Origin of the sequence: Leisingera caerulea DSM 24564 (genome assembly GCF_000473325.1) — a bacterium.
Lineage (GTDB): Bacteria > Pseudomonadota > Alphaproteobacteria > Rhodobacterales > Rhodobacteraceae > Leisingera > Leisingera caerulea.
In genome coordinates, this window is sequence record NZ_KI421513.1 from 401,033 (window position 1) to 417,599 (window position 16,567).

Annotated in this window: 13 protein-coding genes; 4 read left to right on the forward strand and 9 right to left on the reverse strand. The window is 64.8% G+C overall.

Annotation, left to right across the window (positions count from 1 at the left end; genetic code table 11):
- Together CAER_RS0109085 and CAER_RS0109090 are read right to left on the reverse strand one after the other, a co-directional pair.
- Positions 1-531, reverse strand: coding sequence for a tripartite tricarboxylate transporter TctB family protein (locus CAER_RS0109085; protein ID WP_027235055.1), 531 nt, complete (start codon positions 529-531; stop codon positions 1-3).
- Positions 532-603: 72 nt separating this feature from the next.
- Positions 604-1,551: a tripartite tricarboxylate transporter substrate binding protein gene (locus CAER_RS0109090; protein ID WP_027235056.1), complete on the reverse strand. Its 948-nt coding sequence runs from the start codon at positions 1,549-1,551 to the stop codon at positions 604-606.
- Between the two features lie 172 nt (positions 1,552-1,723).
- On the opposite strand from CAER_RS0109090, the gene CAER_RS0109095 reads away from it, so the two are divergent.
- Together CAER_RS0109095 and CAER_RS0109100 are read left to right on the forward strand one after the other, a co-directional pair.
- Positions 1,724-2,503 (forward strand): IclR family transcriptional regulator, encoded by a 780-nt coding sequence (locus tag CAER_RS0109095; protein WP_027235057.1) that lies wholly within the window; start codon positions 1,724-1,726, stop codon positions 2,501-2,503.
- Between the two features lie 44 nt (positions 2,504-2,547).
- Positions 2,548-3,903, forward strand: coding sequence for an aspartate aminotransferase family protein (locus tag CAER_RS0109100; protein WP_027235058.1), 1,356 nt, complete (start codon positions 2,548-2,550; stop codon positions 3,901-3,903).
- 279 nt (positions 3,904-4,182) lie between these two features.
- Here the strand turns inward: CAER_RS0109100 and CAER_RS0109105 are convergent, their stop codons facing one another.
- Both CAER_RS0109105 and CAER_RS0109110 read right to left on the reverse strand, forming a co-directional pair.
- A complete protein-coding gene (locus CAER_RS0109105; protein WP_027235059.1) occupies positions 4,183-5,472 on the reverse strand; it encodes a type I glutamate--ammonia ligase in 1,290 nt (429 codons plus the stop codon).
- Between the two features lie 109 nt (positions 5,473-5,581).
- On the reverse strand, positions 5,582-6,841 hold the full coding sequence (locus CAER_RS0109110; protein WP_027235060.1) for a cytochrome P450: 1,260 nt from the start codon (positions 6,839-6,841) through the stop codon (positions 5,582-5,584).
- Between the two features lie 81 nt (positions 6,842-6,922).
- Between CAER_RS0109110 and CAER_RS0109115 the strand changes: the two genes are divergently transcribed.
- Positions 6,923-7,654 carry a type 1 glutamine amidotransferase gene (locus CAER_RS0109115; RefSeq protein WP_027235061.1) on the forward strand — a complete coding sequence of 244 codons (732 nt, stop codon included), beginning with the start codon at positions 6,923-6,925 and terminating at the stop codon, positions 7,652-7,654.
- A 39-nt stretch (positions 7,655-7,693) separates the two neighbouring features.
- On the opposite strand, the gene CAER_RS0109120 is transcribed toward CAER_RS0109115, so the two are convergent.
- Together CAER_RS0109120 and CAER_RS0109125 are read right to left on the reverse strand one after the other, a co-directional pair.
- Positions 7,694-8,344 (reverse strand): GntR family transcriptional regulator, encoded by a 651-nt coding sequence (locus CAER_RS0109120; RefSeq protein WP_027235062.1) that lies wholly within the window; start codon positions 8,342-8,344, stop codon positions 7,694-7,696.
- 130 nt (positions 8,345-8,474) lie between these two features.
- Positions 8,475-10,100 (reverse strand): sulfatase-like hydrolase/transferase, encoded by a 1,626-nt coding sequence (locus CAER_RS0109125; protein WP_027235063.1) that lies wholly within the window; start codon positions 10,098-10,100, stop codon positions 8,475-8,477.
- 132 nt (positions 10,101-10,232) lie between these two features.
- Here CAER_RS0109125 and CAER_RS0109130 point away from each other — a divergent pair, with 132 nt between their 5' ends.
- Entirely contained in the window at positions 10,233-10,781 is a 549-nt protein-coding gene (locus tag CAER_RS0109130) for a GNAT family N-acetyltransferase (protein WP_027235064.1), read from the forward strand.
- Between the two features lie 131 nt (positions 10,782-10,912).
- Here CAER_RS0109130 and CAER_RS0109135 read toward each other — a convergent pair whose 3' ends face one another.
- The 3 genes from CAER_RS0109135 to CAER_RS0109145 are packed head-to-tail and all read right to left on the reverse strand — an operon-like array spanning position 10,913 to position 16,338.
- Positions 10,913-12,889, reverse strand: a complete 1,977-nt coding sequence (locus CAER_RS0109135) for an acetyl-CoA carboxylase biotin carboxylase subunit (protein WP_027235065.1) — start codon at positions 12,887-12,889, stop codon at positions 10,913-10,915.
- Between the two features lie 10 nt (positions 12,890-12,899).
- Positions 12,900-14,516: an acyl-CoA carboxylase subunit beta gene (locus CAER_RS0109140; protein ID WP_027235066.1), complete on the reverse strand. Its 1,617-nt coding sequence runs from the start codon at positions 14,514-14,516 to the stop codon at positions 12,900-12,902.
- 37 nt (positions 14,517-14,553) lie between these two features.
- Entirely contained in the window at positions 14,554-16,338 is a 1,785-nt protein-coding gene (locus tag CAER_RS0109145) for an acyclic terpene utilization AtuA family protein (RefSeq protein WP_027235067.1), read from the reverse strand.
- Positions 16,339-16,567: the final 229 nt, after the last annotated feature.

Here is a 16,567-nt window from a genome sequence, read left to right on the forward strand (position 1 = left end):
TCAGAGATAAAGAATGAAGAAGCTGCGGAGCGGGCCCGGCAGATACTCATAGATGAGTGCCCCGGGGATCTTGACCGACAGGAAGGTCTTGAACACCACCACCACAACCACGGCAAAGGCAGCGCTGGTCCACAGCATGAAGGGGCTGCGGTAGCCCATCCGCCAGCTCAAAAGCGGCACGAACACCAGTGTCACGGGCAGATAGCCGATGATCGGCACCAGAAGCACATAGCCCATGAACCAGCCGGCGAATTCCAGCACCTGCCCCCAGCGCTTGACCTCCCACAGGTCATAGCGGCTGACACGCCGCCAAGGCAGTTTGTACAGATGCAGGCCGCCCAGCATCACCATGCCGCCGATGGCGACGGCAGGCCAGAACCGGGGCTGGGCAAACAGCTTGGTTTTCTTGACCCAGGCGGTCTGCTCCGTGATCAGCACCAGCAGCAGCAAAGCCGCCCCCACCACAGCCAAGGCAAAAACCAGCTGGCCGCGCCGCGGCCCGGCAAAACGGCGTTCACGTTCCGAAGGCATCTGAGAGGCTCTTTGTCCGCGCGAGTGAAAGAGCACCGGGACCGTGCATGGCCCCGATGCTGTGGGGGAGGATTATTCCGAAAGCAGGCTGCTGATGCGGGCCATGGTATCTATGTCGTTGGCAACACGGGCCGCACTGTCTTCGGCACCCTGCCAGTAGACCAGCGCACCGGTCTCTTTGGCGACATTCTGGGCGCGTTCGCTCATCACGGCCTTTTCAGCCACCGCGATGATCTTGTCGCGGACGTCCTGCGGGGTGTCCTTGGTAACGAACAGCCCATTCCACAGGGCGATGTTCAGGCTCTCGTCCAACTCGCCAATGGTGGGCGCATCGGGAACCAGCGGGATGCGTTCATCCGTGATAGAGACCAGCACCTTGATCTGATCCAGGCAGGGCATCACCAGCTGCAGCGTGGTGTTGATCACATCCGCATCGCCGGAGGCCAGCGTGTTGCAGTCCAGCGCGTCAAAGGCGGCATCGGAGCCCCACTCGAAACCGGCGTTCTTGGCATAGGCCTTGGTCACCTGCGTCGGCGTCAGCACATCGCCGAAATGGCCCAGCGCAACGTCGTTTTCCTTGGCATAGGCCGCCAGCTCTTCCATTGAGCTGTAAGGCGCTTCGCCAGAGGTCGCGATTACAAAAGGATAGGTCAGGAAGATGCCCAGAGGATCGAACTTGGCCGGCGTCAGCGGCGGAATGTCGATCTGATGCCCCATCACCGGCACTCCGATCACGAAGGAGCCGATGGTGTAGCCATCCGCCGGCGCGTTGGCGACCTCAATCGCGCCCGGGAACGGCCCGCCGCCGCCGCCCGGCTTGTTCACCACGGCCGTGGCAACGCCGTATTCGTTCTGGAAGTCCTCCGCGATCATCCGCGTCAGCACGTCCTCCAGATCACCCGGCGGCCATGGCACGATGAAGTTCACAGGCTTTTCCGGATATTCGGCCTGCGCCGCTGCAGCGCTCAGCCCCAGCGCCGCCGCTGCAGCCGCCCCTTTCATGAGGGTTTTGAGTTTCATAGCTTTCCTCCCAGTTTACTCACCAACTTTTCAATTGGTTCATTATGCGAACCATTGGTTTGAATTTAGATTGACAGCCCGCCCTGTTATCTGTCAACAAAATTGCATCACGGGTGCGTCTTTTTCAGGAAAGACTCACTGCCACGACCAGACGGGGAGCACGGGCAAGCGCATGGGAACGGTATCCAAAGCCTTGTCATTATTGACGCATTTCAATCACGGCCGGACCGGAATCGGGCTCAGCGACCTCACACGCCTGTCGGGTATGAACAAGGCAACCGTCTACCGGCTGATGGGCGAGCTGCAGGAATCAGGTTTTGTCGAACAGACAGATGGCGACCGCATGTACCGGCTGGGCCCGCAGGTTCTGCGGCTGGCTGCCCTGCGCGAGGCCGCGGTGCCGATCCTTTCTGTGTCCCGCCGGGTGCTGCGCGACCTGAGCGATGAAACCGGTGAAACCACCCATCTGTCGCTGCTGCAAGGCAGCCAGCTGAACTCGCTGTCGCATGCCTATTCGCCCCGCCACGCCACCAAGGTGATGATGGAAGACGCCGAAGTGCTGACGTTCCATGGCACCAGCTCCGGCTTGGCGGTCCTGGCCTACGCCGATCCCGGCTTTGTGGAGGACGTGCTGGCACAGCCGCTGACAATCCACACACCCGAAACCATTACCGACCCGCGGGAAATCCGCGCCCAATTGGCGGAGGTGCGGGCCACCGGCATGGCCCAGTCCATCGGCGGTTTCGAGGCCGATGTTCATTCCCACGCGGTGCCAGTCTTTGGCCCGGACCGCCAGGTGATCGGTGCGCTGGCGGTCGCCGCGCCGGTCTCGCGCATGACGGCGGAGCAGAAACAGCTGATCCTGGCGGCCCTGCGCCGCGCGGGCGCCAGCCTCACCCATCGCATCGGCGGCTCTGCCCCCGCGGACTACCCGCAGGACGCTGCCGTCTGACCCCTTCACCGGCCCCAACCGGGCCGTATCCAGGAGCTGCCCCCATGAAAGACTCCAACTTTCTGAAAGAACACAACGCCAAATCCCTCTGGCACCCGATGGCGCATCCCGGCGACAGCCTGGCCAACCCGCCCGCGATCATAACCTCCGCCCAGGGTGTCAAAATCACTGATGTGGACGGGCATGAGGTCGTCGATGCGGTCGGGGGCTTGTGGAACGTGAACCTCGGCTTCTCCTGCCAGCCGGTGAAGGACGCCATCGCCGCGCAGCTGGACGTGCTGCCCTACTACTCCACCTTTCGCGGCACCACCAACGACCAGGTGATCCAGCTGGCCGAGGAACTGCGCAAGTTCTTTGCACCCGACGGGCTCACCCGCGCGTTCTTCACCTCCGGCGGCTCGGATTCGGTGGAAACCGCCCTGCGCCTTGCCCGCCAGTACCACAAGATCCGCGGCGAGGAAGGCCGCACCAAGTTCCTGAGCCTAAAAAAAGGCTACCACGGCACCCACATGGGCGGCGCGTCCGTAAATGGCAACGCCAACTTCCGCACCCAGTACGAACCGCTGCTGCCCGGCTGCCACCACATCCCGGCGCCCTACACCTACCGCAACCCGTTCAACGAAACCGGCCCGGAGCGGCTGGCCCAGCTCTGCCTGCAAGCGCTGGAGGACGAGATCGCCTTCCAGGGCGCAGGCACCATCGCTGCCTTCATCATGGAGCCGGTCCTGGGCGCAGGCGGGGTGATTCCGCCGCACAAGAGCTTCATGCCCGGGGTGCGCGAGATCTGCTCCAAACACGGCATCCTGCTGATCGCGGACGAGGTGATCACCGCCTTCGGCCGCACCGGATCCTGGAGCGGCTCTCGCCATTGGGGCGTGCAGCCCGACATGATGGCCACAGCTAAGGCGATCACCAATGGCTATTTCCCTTTCGGCGCGGTGATGATCGCCGACCATATGACTGAAACTTTCGAGAAGGACACTACCGGCAAAGCGGCCATCGGCCACGGCTACACCTATTCCGGCCACCCGGTCGGCGCGGCGGCGGCTCTGGCCTGCCTTGCCGAAACCCAGCGCCTGAACGTGCCGGAGAATGCCGCCGCCCGCGGCGCCCAGATCCACCGGGGCCTGCTGGCCCTGCAAGAGAAATACGAGCTGATCGGCGATGTGCGCGGCGGCCACGGGCTGATGTGCGCGCTGGAACTGGTGTCCGACCGTGCCACCAAGGCCGCGGTGGATAAGAAGACCATCGGCAAGCTGCAAAAGGTGGTCTATGAGGCCGGCGCCATGGTGCGGGTCTCCGGCCCCAACATCATCCTGTCGCCGCCGCTTGTGCTGAGCGACGGGGAGGCGGCCACCATCCTCTCCGCCCTGGACGCGGGCTTTGCGGCGGTGAGCTGACACAGGCCTCGGACGCACCCGCGCCCGGGCCGTCAGGTCCGGGCGCCACCAGATGCCATTGCGGGCCCGAAGCAGACGCTTCGGGCCCGCGGCCTCAGTGGCGCCGCTGTCGCGGCGCGGTGGCGGTATGCGGAGCCCGGCGCAGCTGCCGCAGCCGCGCCGGGCACGAAGCCTGATTAGGCCGCACGCGACCGGCCATAGCCACATGCTGCCCTCGCTGAGACGGCCTCACCGGCCGGCAGCTTCCAGGCTACGGTCACGTTTCCCTCCTGCGGTCACTCAAATGAAATGCACGTAGAAATCGCGCATGCCGTCCCCTTCCAGGTCACGGGTCTTGCGCACTTCCTTGCGTTTCATAAAGACGTGGTTGGCAACCAGCTCTTTCCCGACGGCCTCCGTCAGCGGGGCGTCCCGCTCCAGGTCATTCATTGCCCCCTTCAGGTCCACTGCCGTGCCCTCGCGCGCATCGGTGCGGTCGAAGCCATCACCGGTCTCCATCGGCGGCAGCTGGTAGCTGTTCTCGACCCCCAGCCGCGCCGCCTGCAGCACCGCCGCCACCGCCGTATAGGGATTGGCCGAGGCATCCGCCGTCCGGTGCTCCAGCCGCGCCTTGGCACCGCCTTCGGAGCTGATCCGCGTTGTCACATTGCGGTGGTCGCCGCCCCAGTTCCGCCAATAGCCCGACAGTGTCCCCGGCTGCAGCCGCATATAGCTGTTGGCGGTGGGCGCAATCAGCCCCGCCAGCCCCTTGTGGTGATGCAAGAGCCCCGCCAGACAGCCGCGCGCCAGATCATTCATATGCTCCGGCCCGCCCCGCGGGCCCGCAGACAGCGCATTGCCGCCCGCCTCGTCCAGGAAGGAGAAGTTGAGGTGCATCCCGGAGCCTCCGGCCTCGGCCACCGGTTTCGGCATGAAGGTCAGCACGATCCCGTATTCCAGCGCCACCTCCCGCGCCATCAGGCGGAACAGCACGATGTCATCCACCGCCTTCACCGCATCGTCAAAGGTCAGCGTGTATTCGAACTGCGGGCTGTCGAACTCGGCGGTGATCATGTCGAGCGAGAAGCCCATATCGTCCGCCATCGCCCAGATCCGGTCGTTGAACCGCAAGGGATCGGCAGAGGGGCCGGTGCCATACACCACCCCGCCCGGCGCATCGTAGGGCATCAGCCGCCCGCGGTCGTCCGCTTGCAGGGCAAAGGCTTCCAGCTCGATCCCGACCTTCGGCGTCAGCCCGTGCCTTTGCCAGTCCGCAACCGCCCGCTTCAGCGCCCGGCGCGGGCACAGTGCCAGCGGCTCGCCCTCATCATCGTACAGGTCTCCCAGCACAACCTTGGTCGAGGCATGCCAGCTGTCGCGGATGTCGTCATGCAGCCATCTCAGCTCCATGTCGGGCAAGCCCTGTTTCACCATCGAACCCGGCGCATCCAGCAGGTCCTTGTCGTAATGCGTGCCGAAAACCGACCGGCAGAACCGGGTTGAGTCATCACCTATCTTGGAGTTGGGCAGGTATTTCCCCCGCATGATGCTGAGGTGGTCGCAGAACATCGCACGCAAGCGGGTCTTCATGGCTCCAGGTCCTTCCCTGCTGGACAGTCTTCGGCAGCGTTTCCCGTGCCTTGGTGTTTAACATATTTAGCGGTTTTCTCAGAGTCTTTCCGGTCAGACGCCCCGGCCGCTACGCCCTCTCCACCCTGACCGGCAGCGCCTTGATGCCGCCGACAAAGTTCGAGCGCAGGAACTTATGCGGACCTGCCGCCTCAATATGGCGGATGCGCTTGGCAAGCTCCTGGAACAGCACCGTGACCTCCAGCCGTGCCAGCCACATGCCAAGGCAGACGTGAGGCCCGAACTGGCCGAACGACAGGTGCCGGTTCGGGCTGCGGTGCAGATTCACGTGAAATGGATCGTCGAACTGCGTCTCGTCCCGGTTGGCCGAGACAAACCAGTACAGCACCTTGTCGCCCGCGCGGATGGTCTTGCCGTGCATCTCGTGATCCCGCGTCGCGGTCCGGCGGAAATAGAGCGCAGGCGTCGCCCAGCGGATGATCTCATCCGCCGCGGTATCCCAGACCGCGCCGCCCGCCTGCATCTGCGCCAGCAACTCCGGCTGATGGCACATCGCCTGGATCCCGGCTGCAATTGAATAGCGCGTGGTGTCATTGCCCGCCGCCACCAGCAGGCAGAAGAAATTCCGGAACTCGGTCTCGGTGATGACCGATCCATCCTTAGCCGGCTCCAGGATCAGGTTCAGCACGCCCGAGGTATCGCCTTTGCGCGCCTTCTCCTCCATCAGTTCCTTGGCATAGACATACAGCTCCGCTCCGGCTGGCGAGTTGAAGGGCATCATCCGGAACTCATCCGTCTGCATCTTATCAAGCACATGGGATGTGAAATCCGGGTCCGTATTGGCTATCAGCGCGTCGCCCTTTTCCACCAGCCAGGGCAGATCCGCCTCCGGCAGGCCAACAACCCGGCCCAGCATCCGCATCGGCAGCTGGCGGGCGATCTCCTTGGTGGCGTCAAACTCCCCCTTGGCCAGCGCTTGATCCAGAATATCAGCGCAGAGGTCCCGGATGTCCTGCTCATACTGCGCCATGGTGGTCTTGGAAAACGCCTTCAGCAGTTTCATCCGCACCTTGGAATGCTCCGGCGGATCGGTCTCCTGAAAGGTGCGCCGCGCCAGATATTCCTCGTAAGACTGATCCTCCATCCGGATCCCGCGGGCAGAGGAGAACACCTCGGTGTTCTTGTTCATCACCGTGATGTCTTCATAGCGGGTCACCGACCAGAAGTTCTTGCCGCCCGCGTATTCGGTCCAGTGCAGCGGATCCTCCCGCCGCAGCCGGGCAAAGGTGTTGTGCGGCGCGCCGTTTGCAAACGCGTCATGGCTGCTCAGATCCGCGTGGCCGTCATCCGTCGGGGTCCAAACTGTCATGGCGGGCTTTCCTATCCTGCTGGCTCAATGTATATTAATGGTAGTCATAAATATGTAAAACGAAAACTTGCGAGCCGTCTCATGCACTTGGCCATTCTGATGACCAACACCGACGAAAGTGATTTCGCTCAGAGGCACCCGAAGGACGGTGAGAAATTCACTGATCTGATCCGGATGGCGCGGCCGGACTGGCGCACATCGGTGTTTGCCGTGAAGGACGGAAACTTTCCGCAGAACCTGTTTGAATTCGACGGTGCGATGATCACCGGCAGCCCGGCCTCCGCCCGCTCCGGCGCCGCTTGGGTTGCGGAGCTATTGGAGATGATCCGTGCCGCGCACGCCCGCCGCTTCCCGCTGTTCGGCGCCTGTTTCGGCCATCAGGCCATCGCGCTGGCGCTTGGCGGCAGCCTGGACAAGAATCCGGACGGCTGGGTCCACGGGCTGACCCGCAACCGGCTGCTGCACAGCCCGGATTGGGCCGCCGCCCTGCCGGATGAGGTAAGGCTTTACGGCTCCCATTGCGAATGCGTGTGCAGCCTGCCGCCCGGCGCAGTGCCTCTGGCCGAAAGCAACGGCGTGAACGCCGGGTTCACTCTGGGCCGGCACATTCTCACTACCCAGCACCACCCGGAGATGACCCATGATTTCATCATCGCGCTAAGCGAAGAAATGCGCGAAGACCTTGGTCCGTCTGTTTTCGCCCGGGCCTTGGACAGCCTGGCAGAGAGATCCGATCAGCAAGTCTTTGCAGAAACCCTTGCACGCTTCTTCGAACAGGCCGCGCCTCCTGCCACTGCCGCTTCTTCTTTGTAAAATTACTCGCGCCGCAAGCACGGGGCCGCATGGCCCCGTTCAGCCCAGCGCCGCCAGCAGGTCCATCACCGTGACCTGGTCGAACTGCACGTGCGCGGTCATGGCCGCTTCTGCGCCTTCCCGGTCGCGGGCAAATATCAGAGCAGCAATCTCGCGGTGCTCCTTGGCAGATTGCGCAATGGCGCCAGGATAGCGATAGCGCGCCCGGTAATAGGCCATCAGTTTGCGCGCGTTGGTCTTGATCATCTCGACCAGGAACGGATTGCCGGAGCCCTCTGCCACACAGGCATGAAAGCGCAGGTTCAACTGGTAGTACCCCGCCGGATCGTCATCGCCCTTTTCCGCCGCGTGATTTTCGCAAGCGGCCACTGCCGCCTCCAGCTCAATCGCCTGCGCCGGGGACAGGCGCCGCGCCGCCAGCGCTGCCGCCTGCCCTTCCAGCCGGGCGTGCACCTCCAGAATAGCCAGGAATTCTTCCAGCGTCGGCTTGAATAGCACCGCCCCCTTGCGCGGCAGCCGTCTGATCAGCCCGACCGCTTCCAGCTGGATAAACGCCTCCCGGACCGGCGTGCGGGAAACGCCATGACGCTCCACCAGCTCGCTTTCCTCAAGCGGAGCACCAGGCACCAGGCGGCCCGCTTCGATATCCTGAAGGATCGCGTTCAGAACCTGTTCCGTCTGACCAGCCATTGCTCCGCCTGTCTTACCTGCCCGGACACCCTAATTTCCCGCCCGCCGCATGGCAACGCGGGTTCGGGGCTCTGCCCCCGCCCTCGCGGGCTCCCCCGGAGTATTTGCGCAAAGGTGAATAGGCGGGCGGTTATCGCGGCACCGGTCCGCGGTACTTCTCTGTCAGCACGGGGGCCACCTCATCCGCTTCATAAACCCCAAGCAGGATACCCTTGCGCCCCGACTTGCCGCGGCGCGCCTTGATCTGCGCATCCGACAGGGTGATCCGCTGCGACATCCGCAGCCCCCACTCCAGCAGCCGGTCATACATCAGATCAATGATCTCCTGATGCGCGCTGCCCTTGGCCAGGTCCGCCAGCTCCTCCGGGTCATTCTCCATGTCGAACAGCATCGGCCGCAGCCCGCCCTCGGCATGCATGAATTTCCAGCGCTTGTCCGTCACCATGAACAGGCGCGCGTCCTTCGGCTCCAGCCCCAGCTTTTCACACAGCGGCATGGTGGAGTAGTCGAACTCGGCAATCGCATAATCCCGCCAGTCCGGGTTTTCGCCGCGCAGGAAGGGTATCAGCGAGCGCCCCTCCAGAATATGCGGCGCAGGCTCGCCGCCCGCGACCTCCAGGAAAGTCGGCAAGAGGTCGATTGCCTCCACCAGCTCATCGCACGTGGCGCCGCGCGTGGCATCAGCCTCTGCGCGCGGGTCATAGATGATCAGCGGCACCTTGATCGAAGGTTCGTGGAACAGGTTCTTTTCCCCCAGCCAGTGATCGCCCAGGTAATCGCCATGGTCCGAGGTCACCACAATCATGGTATCCTGCATCCGGCCGGTTTCCTCCAGCCAGGCGAACAGCCGCCCCATCTGGTCATCGGCCTGCTTGATCAGCCCCATATAGGCCGGGATCACCTTCTGGCGCACCTCATCGCGGCTGAAGGTCTTGCCGATCTGGTTGTTCATCATGCCATCGAAGACGGGATGCGCATCCTCGCGCTCAACCTCCGAACGCACCACCGGCAGCACATGCTCCGGCCCGTACATATCGTGGTAGGGCGCTGGAACGATATAGGGCCAATGCGGTTTGATATAGCTGAGGTGCGCGCACCAGGGGCCTTCGGCCTGCTGGATGAACTCCATCGCCTGCGTGGTCAGCCAGGGGGTTTCACTGTCTTCTTCGGCGATATTAGCAGGCTTGTCCGCATTGACCATGAACCAGCCGGAGGCGATGTCATTGCCTTCAATGCCGGCATTGGCAAAGTCGTTCCACGGGTTTTCTCCCGGGTAGCCCTTCTCCTTCAGGTATTCATTGTAGGGACTGCGCTTGCTGTCATAGAACCCGTCCGGTCCTTCCGCCCACAGCCCGTCATCGCGGACCCAGGGGTCGAACCCGCATTCCGACTGGCGCACACCGATCACGCTGTCCGGCGCCAGTCCCAGCCGCTGCAGCCCCTCGGCGTCCGCCACCATATGCGTCTTGCCGATCAGGTGGCATCCCATCCCCGCCTTGCGCAGATGATCCCCCATGGTCCACTCCCCCACCCGCAAAGGGTAGCTGTTGAACTGCACCCCATGGCTGGAGGGGTAGCGCCCGGTATAGCTCGACATCCGCGAAGAGCCGCAGGTGGGGGATTGCACATAAGCGCGGGTAAAGCGCACGCCCTTGGCAGCCAGCGCATCAATATGCGGCGTCTGCAGATGCGGATGGCCCGCGCAGCTCAGATAGTCGAACCGCAGCTGGTCGAACATGATGTAGAGAATGTTCATCGGCGCCTCCCGCACAGTGCTGCTGCATCATTAAACAAGTGAAGCAAACTTGACGAGGGTATTTCCTTGACCACCGGGTCCGGGCCGCGGAACAGTAGGGCTCTTTCGTGAACCTGATTTCAGCTTGCAGTTATGCCCCGGACTTCCGCCTCAATCACCCTGCGCCCCGCCGCCGCGGAGGACTGCGCCAGCCTCGCCGCCCTCTCCATCGAGGTCTGGCTGACCACATACCTGCGCGAGGGCATCAGCCAGGCTTTCGCGGACTATGTTCTGAGGCACTACACCCCGGACCGCTTTGCTGCGGCATTGTCGAGTGACGGGGAATGCCTGCTCGTCTCGCAGAACGGCGACGGAATCGACGGCTATATCCGCTTGGCCCATAACCGCCCAAGCCCGGCAGGCGGTGCCTCCCGCACCGAAATATCGACACTCTATGTCCGTCCCTGCGCCCAGGGCACGCACATCGGCGCCAGCCTGCTCAGGGCCGGCCTGGAGGCCGGCGCAAGCCGCGGCTGGGAGGCCCCCTGGCTTGCCGCCAATTCAGAGAACAAACGCGCTATTGCCTTCTATCTCAGGCACGGTTTCGAACGCGCCGGCCTTACGTGGTTTCAGCTTCAGGACGGCAATTACCCTAACGATGTTCTGCAATACCGCGGTGCGTGGCAGGCCGCAAAGACCTGAAACCGGCCGCTCCCGCCCGTCGTCAGCCTGTCTGGCAAAAGACCTCCTCCCGTTGGGCGCGGCGCCGGGCCCAACGGGAGCGGGGGCATTTTCAATGCACCTGCGACGGGCGGGAGCGTCTTGGAGCCTGGTCAGGCGCCGTCAATTTCCTGCGGTGAGACTTCCAGCAGAAGCTGGCCCGCTTGAACCTGCACACCGGGCCGCACTGCAACCGATGCGACGATGCCCGCCGCCCCCGCCCGGACTTCGTGCTGCATCTTCATAGCCTCCACAACCGCAAGCCGGCTGCCCGCGGCGACCCTGTCCCCTTCGGCCACGCAGACCTCCTTCAGCACGCCGTGCATCGGCGCAACAACCTGCCCGGCTTGCCCAGCGGGTGCTGCACCGGCTGACGCCCGCTGGCGGGTCAGAGTGAATATCCGCGCGGCGGCCGCCACCTGCAGCGTATCGCCCGCCAGGCGCCAGGACTTGAGGTCCGCCCGCACGCCATCAACCCGCAGGCCGCCGCCTTCCTCCGCCACGCTGTGCTGCCGCTCCCCGCAGGTCACGCGCAACTGGCCCGGTTCCTCACAGACCTGCAGGCTACAGGTTTCCCCGTTGCGCTCCAGGCGCAGGAAAGAACGCAGGATTCCCTGGCCCGACCAGCCCAGCAGTTCCGGCGCCACGCCCCCCGCCGCAGCGGCGCAGCGCTGCTGCTCCGCGCGGTGGATCAGGGCTGCAGCCACAGCCATCTCACGGGAGGCCAAAGGCGCCTCCAGCCCGTTCGGGAAATGGCGGGCAATGAAATCGGTGGCGGCATCCGCTGCGGCAAACTCCGGATGCAAGAGCACTTCCAGCAGGAAGTCGCGATTGCACGCAAGGCCGAACAGCACGCAGTCCTGCAGCGCTGCCACCAGCCGCTGCCGCGCCTCCTCCCGCGTGCGGCCATGCGCAATCAGCTTGGCCAGCAGCGGGTCATAGAAGGCAGAGACCTCCTGCCCCGCTGCGATCCCGTCATCCACCCGGATGCCAGCGTTGCTCGGCGGTTGCCACTCCGCGATCCGCCCGGCCTGCGGCAGAAAACCCTGCTCCGCATCCTCCGCATAAAGCCGCACCTCGATGGCGTGGCCCTCCAGCCGCACGTCGTCCTGCGCCAGCCCCAAAGGCTCGCCCCGCGCCACCCGGATCTGCATCTCCACCAGGTCCAGCCCGGTGACCATCTCCGTCACCGGATGCTCCACCTGCAGCCGGGTGTTCATCTCCAGGAAATAAAACACCCCGTCCTGATCCAGCAGAAACTCGACCGTGCCCGCCCCCTGGTAGCCGATGGCCTGCGCCGCCTTGACTGCCGCTGCCCCCATCCGGGCGCGCAAGGCTGCGTCCACGGCCGGGCTTGGCGCCTCCTCCACCACCTTCTGATGGCGGCGCTGGATGGAGCAATCGCGCTCCCCCAGATGGATTACAGTGCCATCAGCATCGCCGAAAACCTGCACCTCCACATGGCGCGGCCGCGTCAGGGCTTTTTCCAGGATCACCTCATCGGAACCGAAAGCCGCCAGCGCCTCGCTGCGGGCCAGCTGCAGGGCAGCGCTGAAATCCGCAGGCCGCTGCACCAGCCGCATCCCCTTGCCGCCGCCGCCCGCGGCTGCCTTGATCATCACCGGAAAGCCGATCCGGTCCGCTTCCGCCGCCAGCACATCGACTGCCTGATCCGCGCCTTCATTCCCGGGTATGCAAGGAACCCCCGCCGCAATCATCTTGCACTTGGCCGCGGCCTTGTTGCCCATCAGCGCAATCGCCTCCGCAGAAGGGCCAATGAAAACCAGCCCGGCAGCCGCACAGGCGCGGGCAAATTCTGCATTTTCCGACAGGAAACCATAGCCCGGGTGAACAGCCCCGGCCCCCGCCTCCCTGGCCGCCGCGATGATCTTGTCTATCGACAGGTAGCTGTCCGCCACCGGGCCTTCGCCGATGCGGATGGAGGCATCGGCAAATGCGGCATGAGGGCTGGCGGCATCCGCATCGGTGTAAACCGCAACGCACGCCAGCCCCATCGCCCGTGCCGTGCGCATCACCCGCAGCGCAATTTCGCCGCGGTTGGCCACCAGGATCGTGTCGAAACTGCTCATCCCGCCTCCTTCAGATCCGCGCCACGCCAAAGCTGTTGGGGTTCAGCTGCCGCGCCCGCGCTTCCTGGCAGGTCTGCAGGCAAAAGCCGATCACCCGCCTGGTGTCGCGCGGGTCGATCATCCCCATGTCCAGCACCCGTCCCGAGGTATAGAAGGCGTCAGACTGCCCGCCGAAATGCGCGGTGATCTTCGCGCGCTGCGCCGCCAGCCGCGCCTCGTCCGCCTCCACGCCCTTGCGCTCCGCCGTGCGCCGGGCGACCTGTTCCATCGTCAGCGCCGCCTGTTCGCCGCCCATCACTCCGGTCATCGCATTGGGCCAGGTGAACAGGAAATCCGCGCCAAAGGCATAGCCGCACATGCCGTAGTTTCCTGCCCCAAAACTGGCACCGGTGTAGAGGGCGACCTTCGGCACCCGCAAATTTGTCACCGCCTGGATCATTTTGGCACCGTGCTTGATCATGCCCGCCCGCTCTGATGCGGTGCCGACCATGTAACCGGTGGTATTGTTCAGAAAGACCACCGGCGTGCCGGCCTGGTCCATCGCCTGCAGGAAATGCGTGACCTTGGCGGCCCCGTCCGGGTCCAAGGGGCCATTATTGCCGAGAAGGCCAACAGGCTGCCCCATGATCCGCGCCTGCAGGCAAAGCGTGGCCGGCCCGTAGCCCGGCTTGAACTCCCGCAGCTGCGAGCCATCGGCAATCCGCGCCGCCACCTCGCGCATGTCATAGGGCTTGCGGTAGTCCACCGGCACCACGCCCGCAATCTGATCAGGCGGCAGCACTGGTTCAGCGTAATCCGGCAGCGCCGGCGCGCAAGGCTGCCAGCCCAGCCCGGCCACCACCTCCCGGGCGATTTCAATGCCATGGGCATCATCCTCGGCCAGATACTCCACCAGCCCGGTGGCAGCGGCATGCATTTCAGCACCGCCAAGGTCCGCGTCCTGCGCCACCTCGCCGGTCGCCGCCTGCACCAGCGCGGCGCCCGCCAGCATCGCCATGCCGTTGCCCTTGACCCCGATAACATAATCCGACAGCCCCGGCTGATAAGCGCCGCCCGCAGTCGACGCTCCGTGCAGCACCGTGATCACCGGAATGCCCGCCGCCGACAGCCGCGCCAACCCCGCAAACATTCCGCCGCCATGCGCCCAAAGCTCCACCGTGTAGCGCATCAGGTCGGCGCCGGCGCTTTCCACCAGGTGGATGAAGGGCAGCTTCTGCCGCTCGGTGATGTCAATCGCGCCCAGCGCCTTGTCCACCGACTTCTGCGTCATCGCGCCGGCATTGATCCCGGCATCATCGGCAAAGACCATCGCCCGCACGCCCTCGACATACCCGATCCCCAGGATGATCGAGGCGCCGGGGACTGAGGTCTCCGGATCCGGGTCATCCACCAGATAGGAGGCCATGTTGTACAGCTCCAGGAACGGCAGCCCCGGATCCAATAGCGCCGAGACCCGCTCCCGCGGCGACAGCTGCCCGCGTTTGTCAAAAACCGGGCGGCGTTCTTCGGATCTCGCCGCCGCGCGGGCCTCCAGATCGCGCATCCGCTTGACCAGCGCCAGCATATCTTCGCGGTTTCGGGCGAAGGTTTCGCTGTCGGGGCTGATTTTGGTCTGGAATTCACTCATGAACTGCTTTCCCAATTTGCCTTCCGCCCTGCGCACATCATACCGCGGCCTCCAGCAAGTCCGCATCCACCCGCACCGGCGCCGCCAGCAGCAATTGCGCATAGCCCTTGGCCTGGGGATCATTACGCAAGGAAGACGTGCCGCCGCCGCCCAGCGCACCCAGCAGCAGGATATTCATCGCGGCGCTGCCGGGCAGATAGAAGCGCTCCATCCGCCCGTCCCAGAAGTGCCCGAACACCCGGCGCATATGGGGCTCGTCCAGCGCCTCCCAGATCCAGGGCATCAGTTCCGGCCTGCGCGCGATCACCCCGATATTGGCGATGTCGCCCTTGTCGCCGCTGCGCGCCCAGGCCAGGCGGATCAGCGGCACCTCCGCCATCCGCTTGGCCTGCGGCACTGGCGGCGGTGCGGGCGGTTCCACCGCCCTCAGCGGGACAGCCGCGGTCGGCGGCACCGCACAGCTGCCTGCCGCATCCCGCACTGCCACGGGCACCTGCGCCTTGGGCAGCAGGCAGGAAAACAGCGCCAGCACCGGCGAAGGCTTGGGCCGGGCACCCGCAAACCCGCTGAGTCCCGGCGGCGCCGACAGGCCCAGCCCCACCGCCTCCTTCAGGAATACCCCTACCCCGCGGGCATCAGGGTGGCGCACCGCAATCTTGGCCGCCACCTCCCGCGCGGGCTCGCTCTGCCGCAGCCCGCCGAACTGGCTTTCGCTGCCGATAAGCTCAATGCTCACATCGCTGAAATCCGGCAGCTTTGCCGCCTGCAGCACATCCCGCGACCGGGCCAGCGCCGCCTTGGCAAAGGCCCGCGCCTTGGCCTCGGCATCAAGGCCGTAGAAGGTGAAGTAATGGCCGCTGCGGAAACCGTCCTGCCAGGTGATGCAGGTCTTATACGCATCCGGCACCCCGCGCCCCCGGGCACCGGCCACCCGCACCCGGTCCGGCCCGGTCTCTGTCGCCGTGACGGCGGAAAAATCGCACACCGCGTCCGGCAGCACATAGGCCTGCGGGTCGCCGGTCTCATAGAGCAGCTGCTCCGCCACCGTCCCGCGCGATACAAGGCCGCCGGTGCCTGCAGGCTTGGTCACCTCAAAGGAGCCATCCTCGCGGATCTCCGCAATGGGGTAGCCGATCGCGGCCATATCCTCCGCCGCCTGCCAGTCGGTGAAATTGCCGCCGGTCGCCTGCGGCCCGCATTCAAGGATATGGCCCGCCAGGCTGCCGCCTGCCAGCCGGTCCAGGTCCGCCGCCCCCCAGCCGAAGTGATGAATGCAAGCCCCTAGCGTCACCGCGCTGTCCACGCAGCGCCCGGTCACCACAATGTCCGCGCCACGGTCCAGGGCCGCGGCAATGGGAAAGGCCCCCAGATAGGCGTTGACGCTGGCAATCTTCTCCAGCGGCGGAAACGGCGCGCCGGTGAACATATCCTCCGGCGCAGCCTCCGCCAGCTCCGCGGCCCGCCCGAGCAGGTCGTCGCCAGCAACAACCGCCACCTGCAAGTCCAAACCCTTGGCTTCGACCTCTTGCCGCAGGGCCGCGGCGCAGGCCTGCGGGTTCACGCCGCCCGCGTTGGAGACGACTCGCACCCCCTGCCGCGCGATCTCCGCAAGGTTCGGGGCCATTGCCGCCGTTACGAAATCGGTTGCATACCCTGCCTGCGGATCCTTTGCCCGCGCCCGCGCCAGCACCGCCATGGTGATCTCGGCCAAGTAGTCATAGACGAGGAAATCCAAGCCTCCCGCCGCCAGCAGCTGCGGCGTGGCCAGGGCGACCTCCCCCCAGAACCCGGCAGCGCCGCCGATGCGCAGAACCTGTGGCATTGCTCCTCCCTTTGGCCGTCATCCGCTCACAGCATACACGGATTTGCCCGCAAGCGGCGGCTCCTTGCTGCCAGCCTGGCCGCCAAGGCCTTGGCTTCGCAACAATAACCCCGCGTTCACTGCGGCGGAGGCTGCGCCTGGCCTCACGGACGCGTTACAAAATTTCCAAAGGTGAAAGTTTCAGGTTACATTTCACTTGCCGCGAATCATCTTCCGGCGTAATACCGAC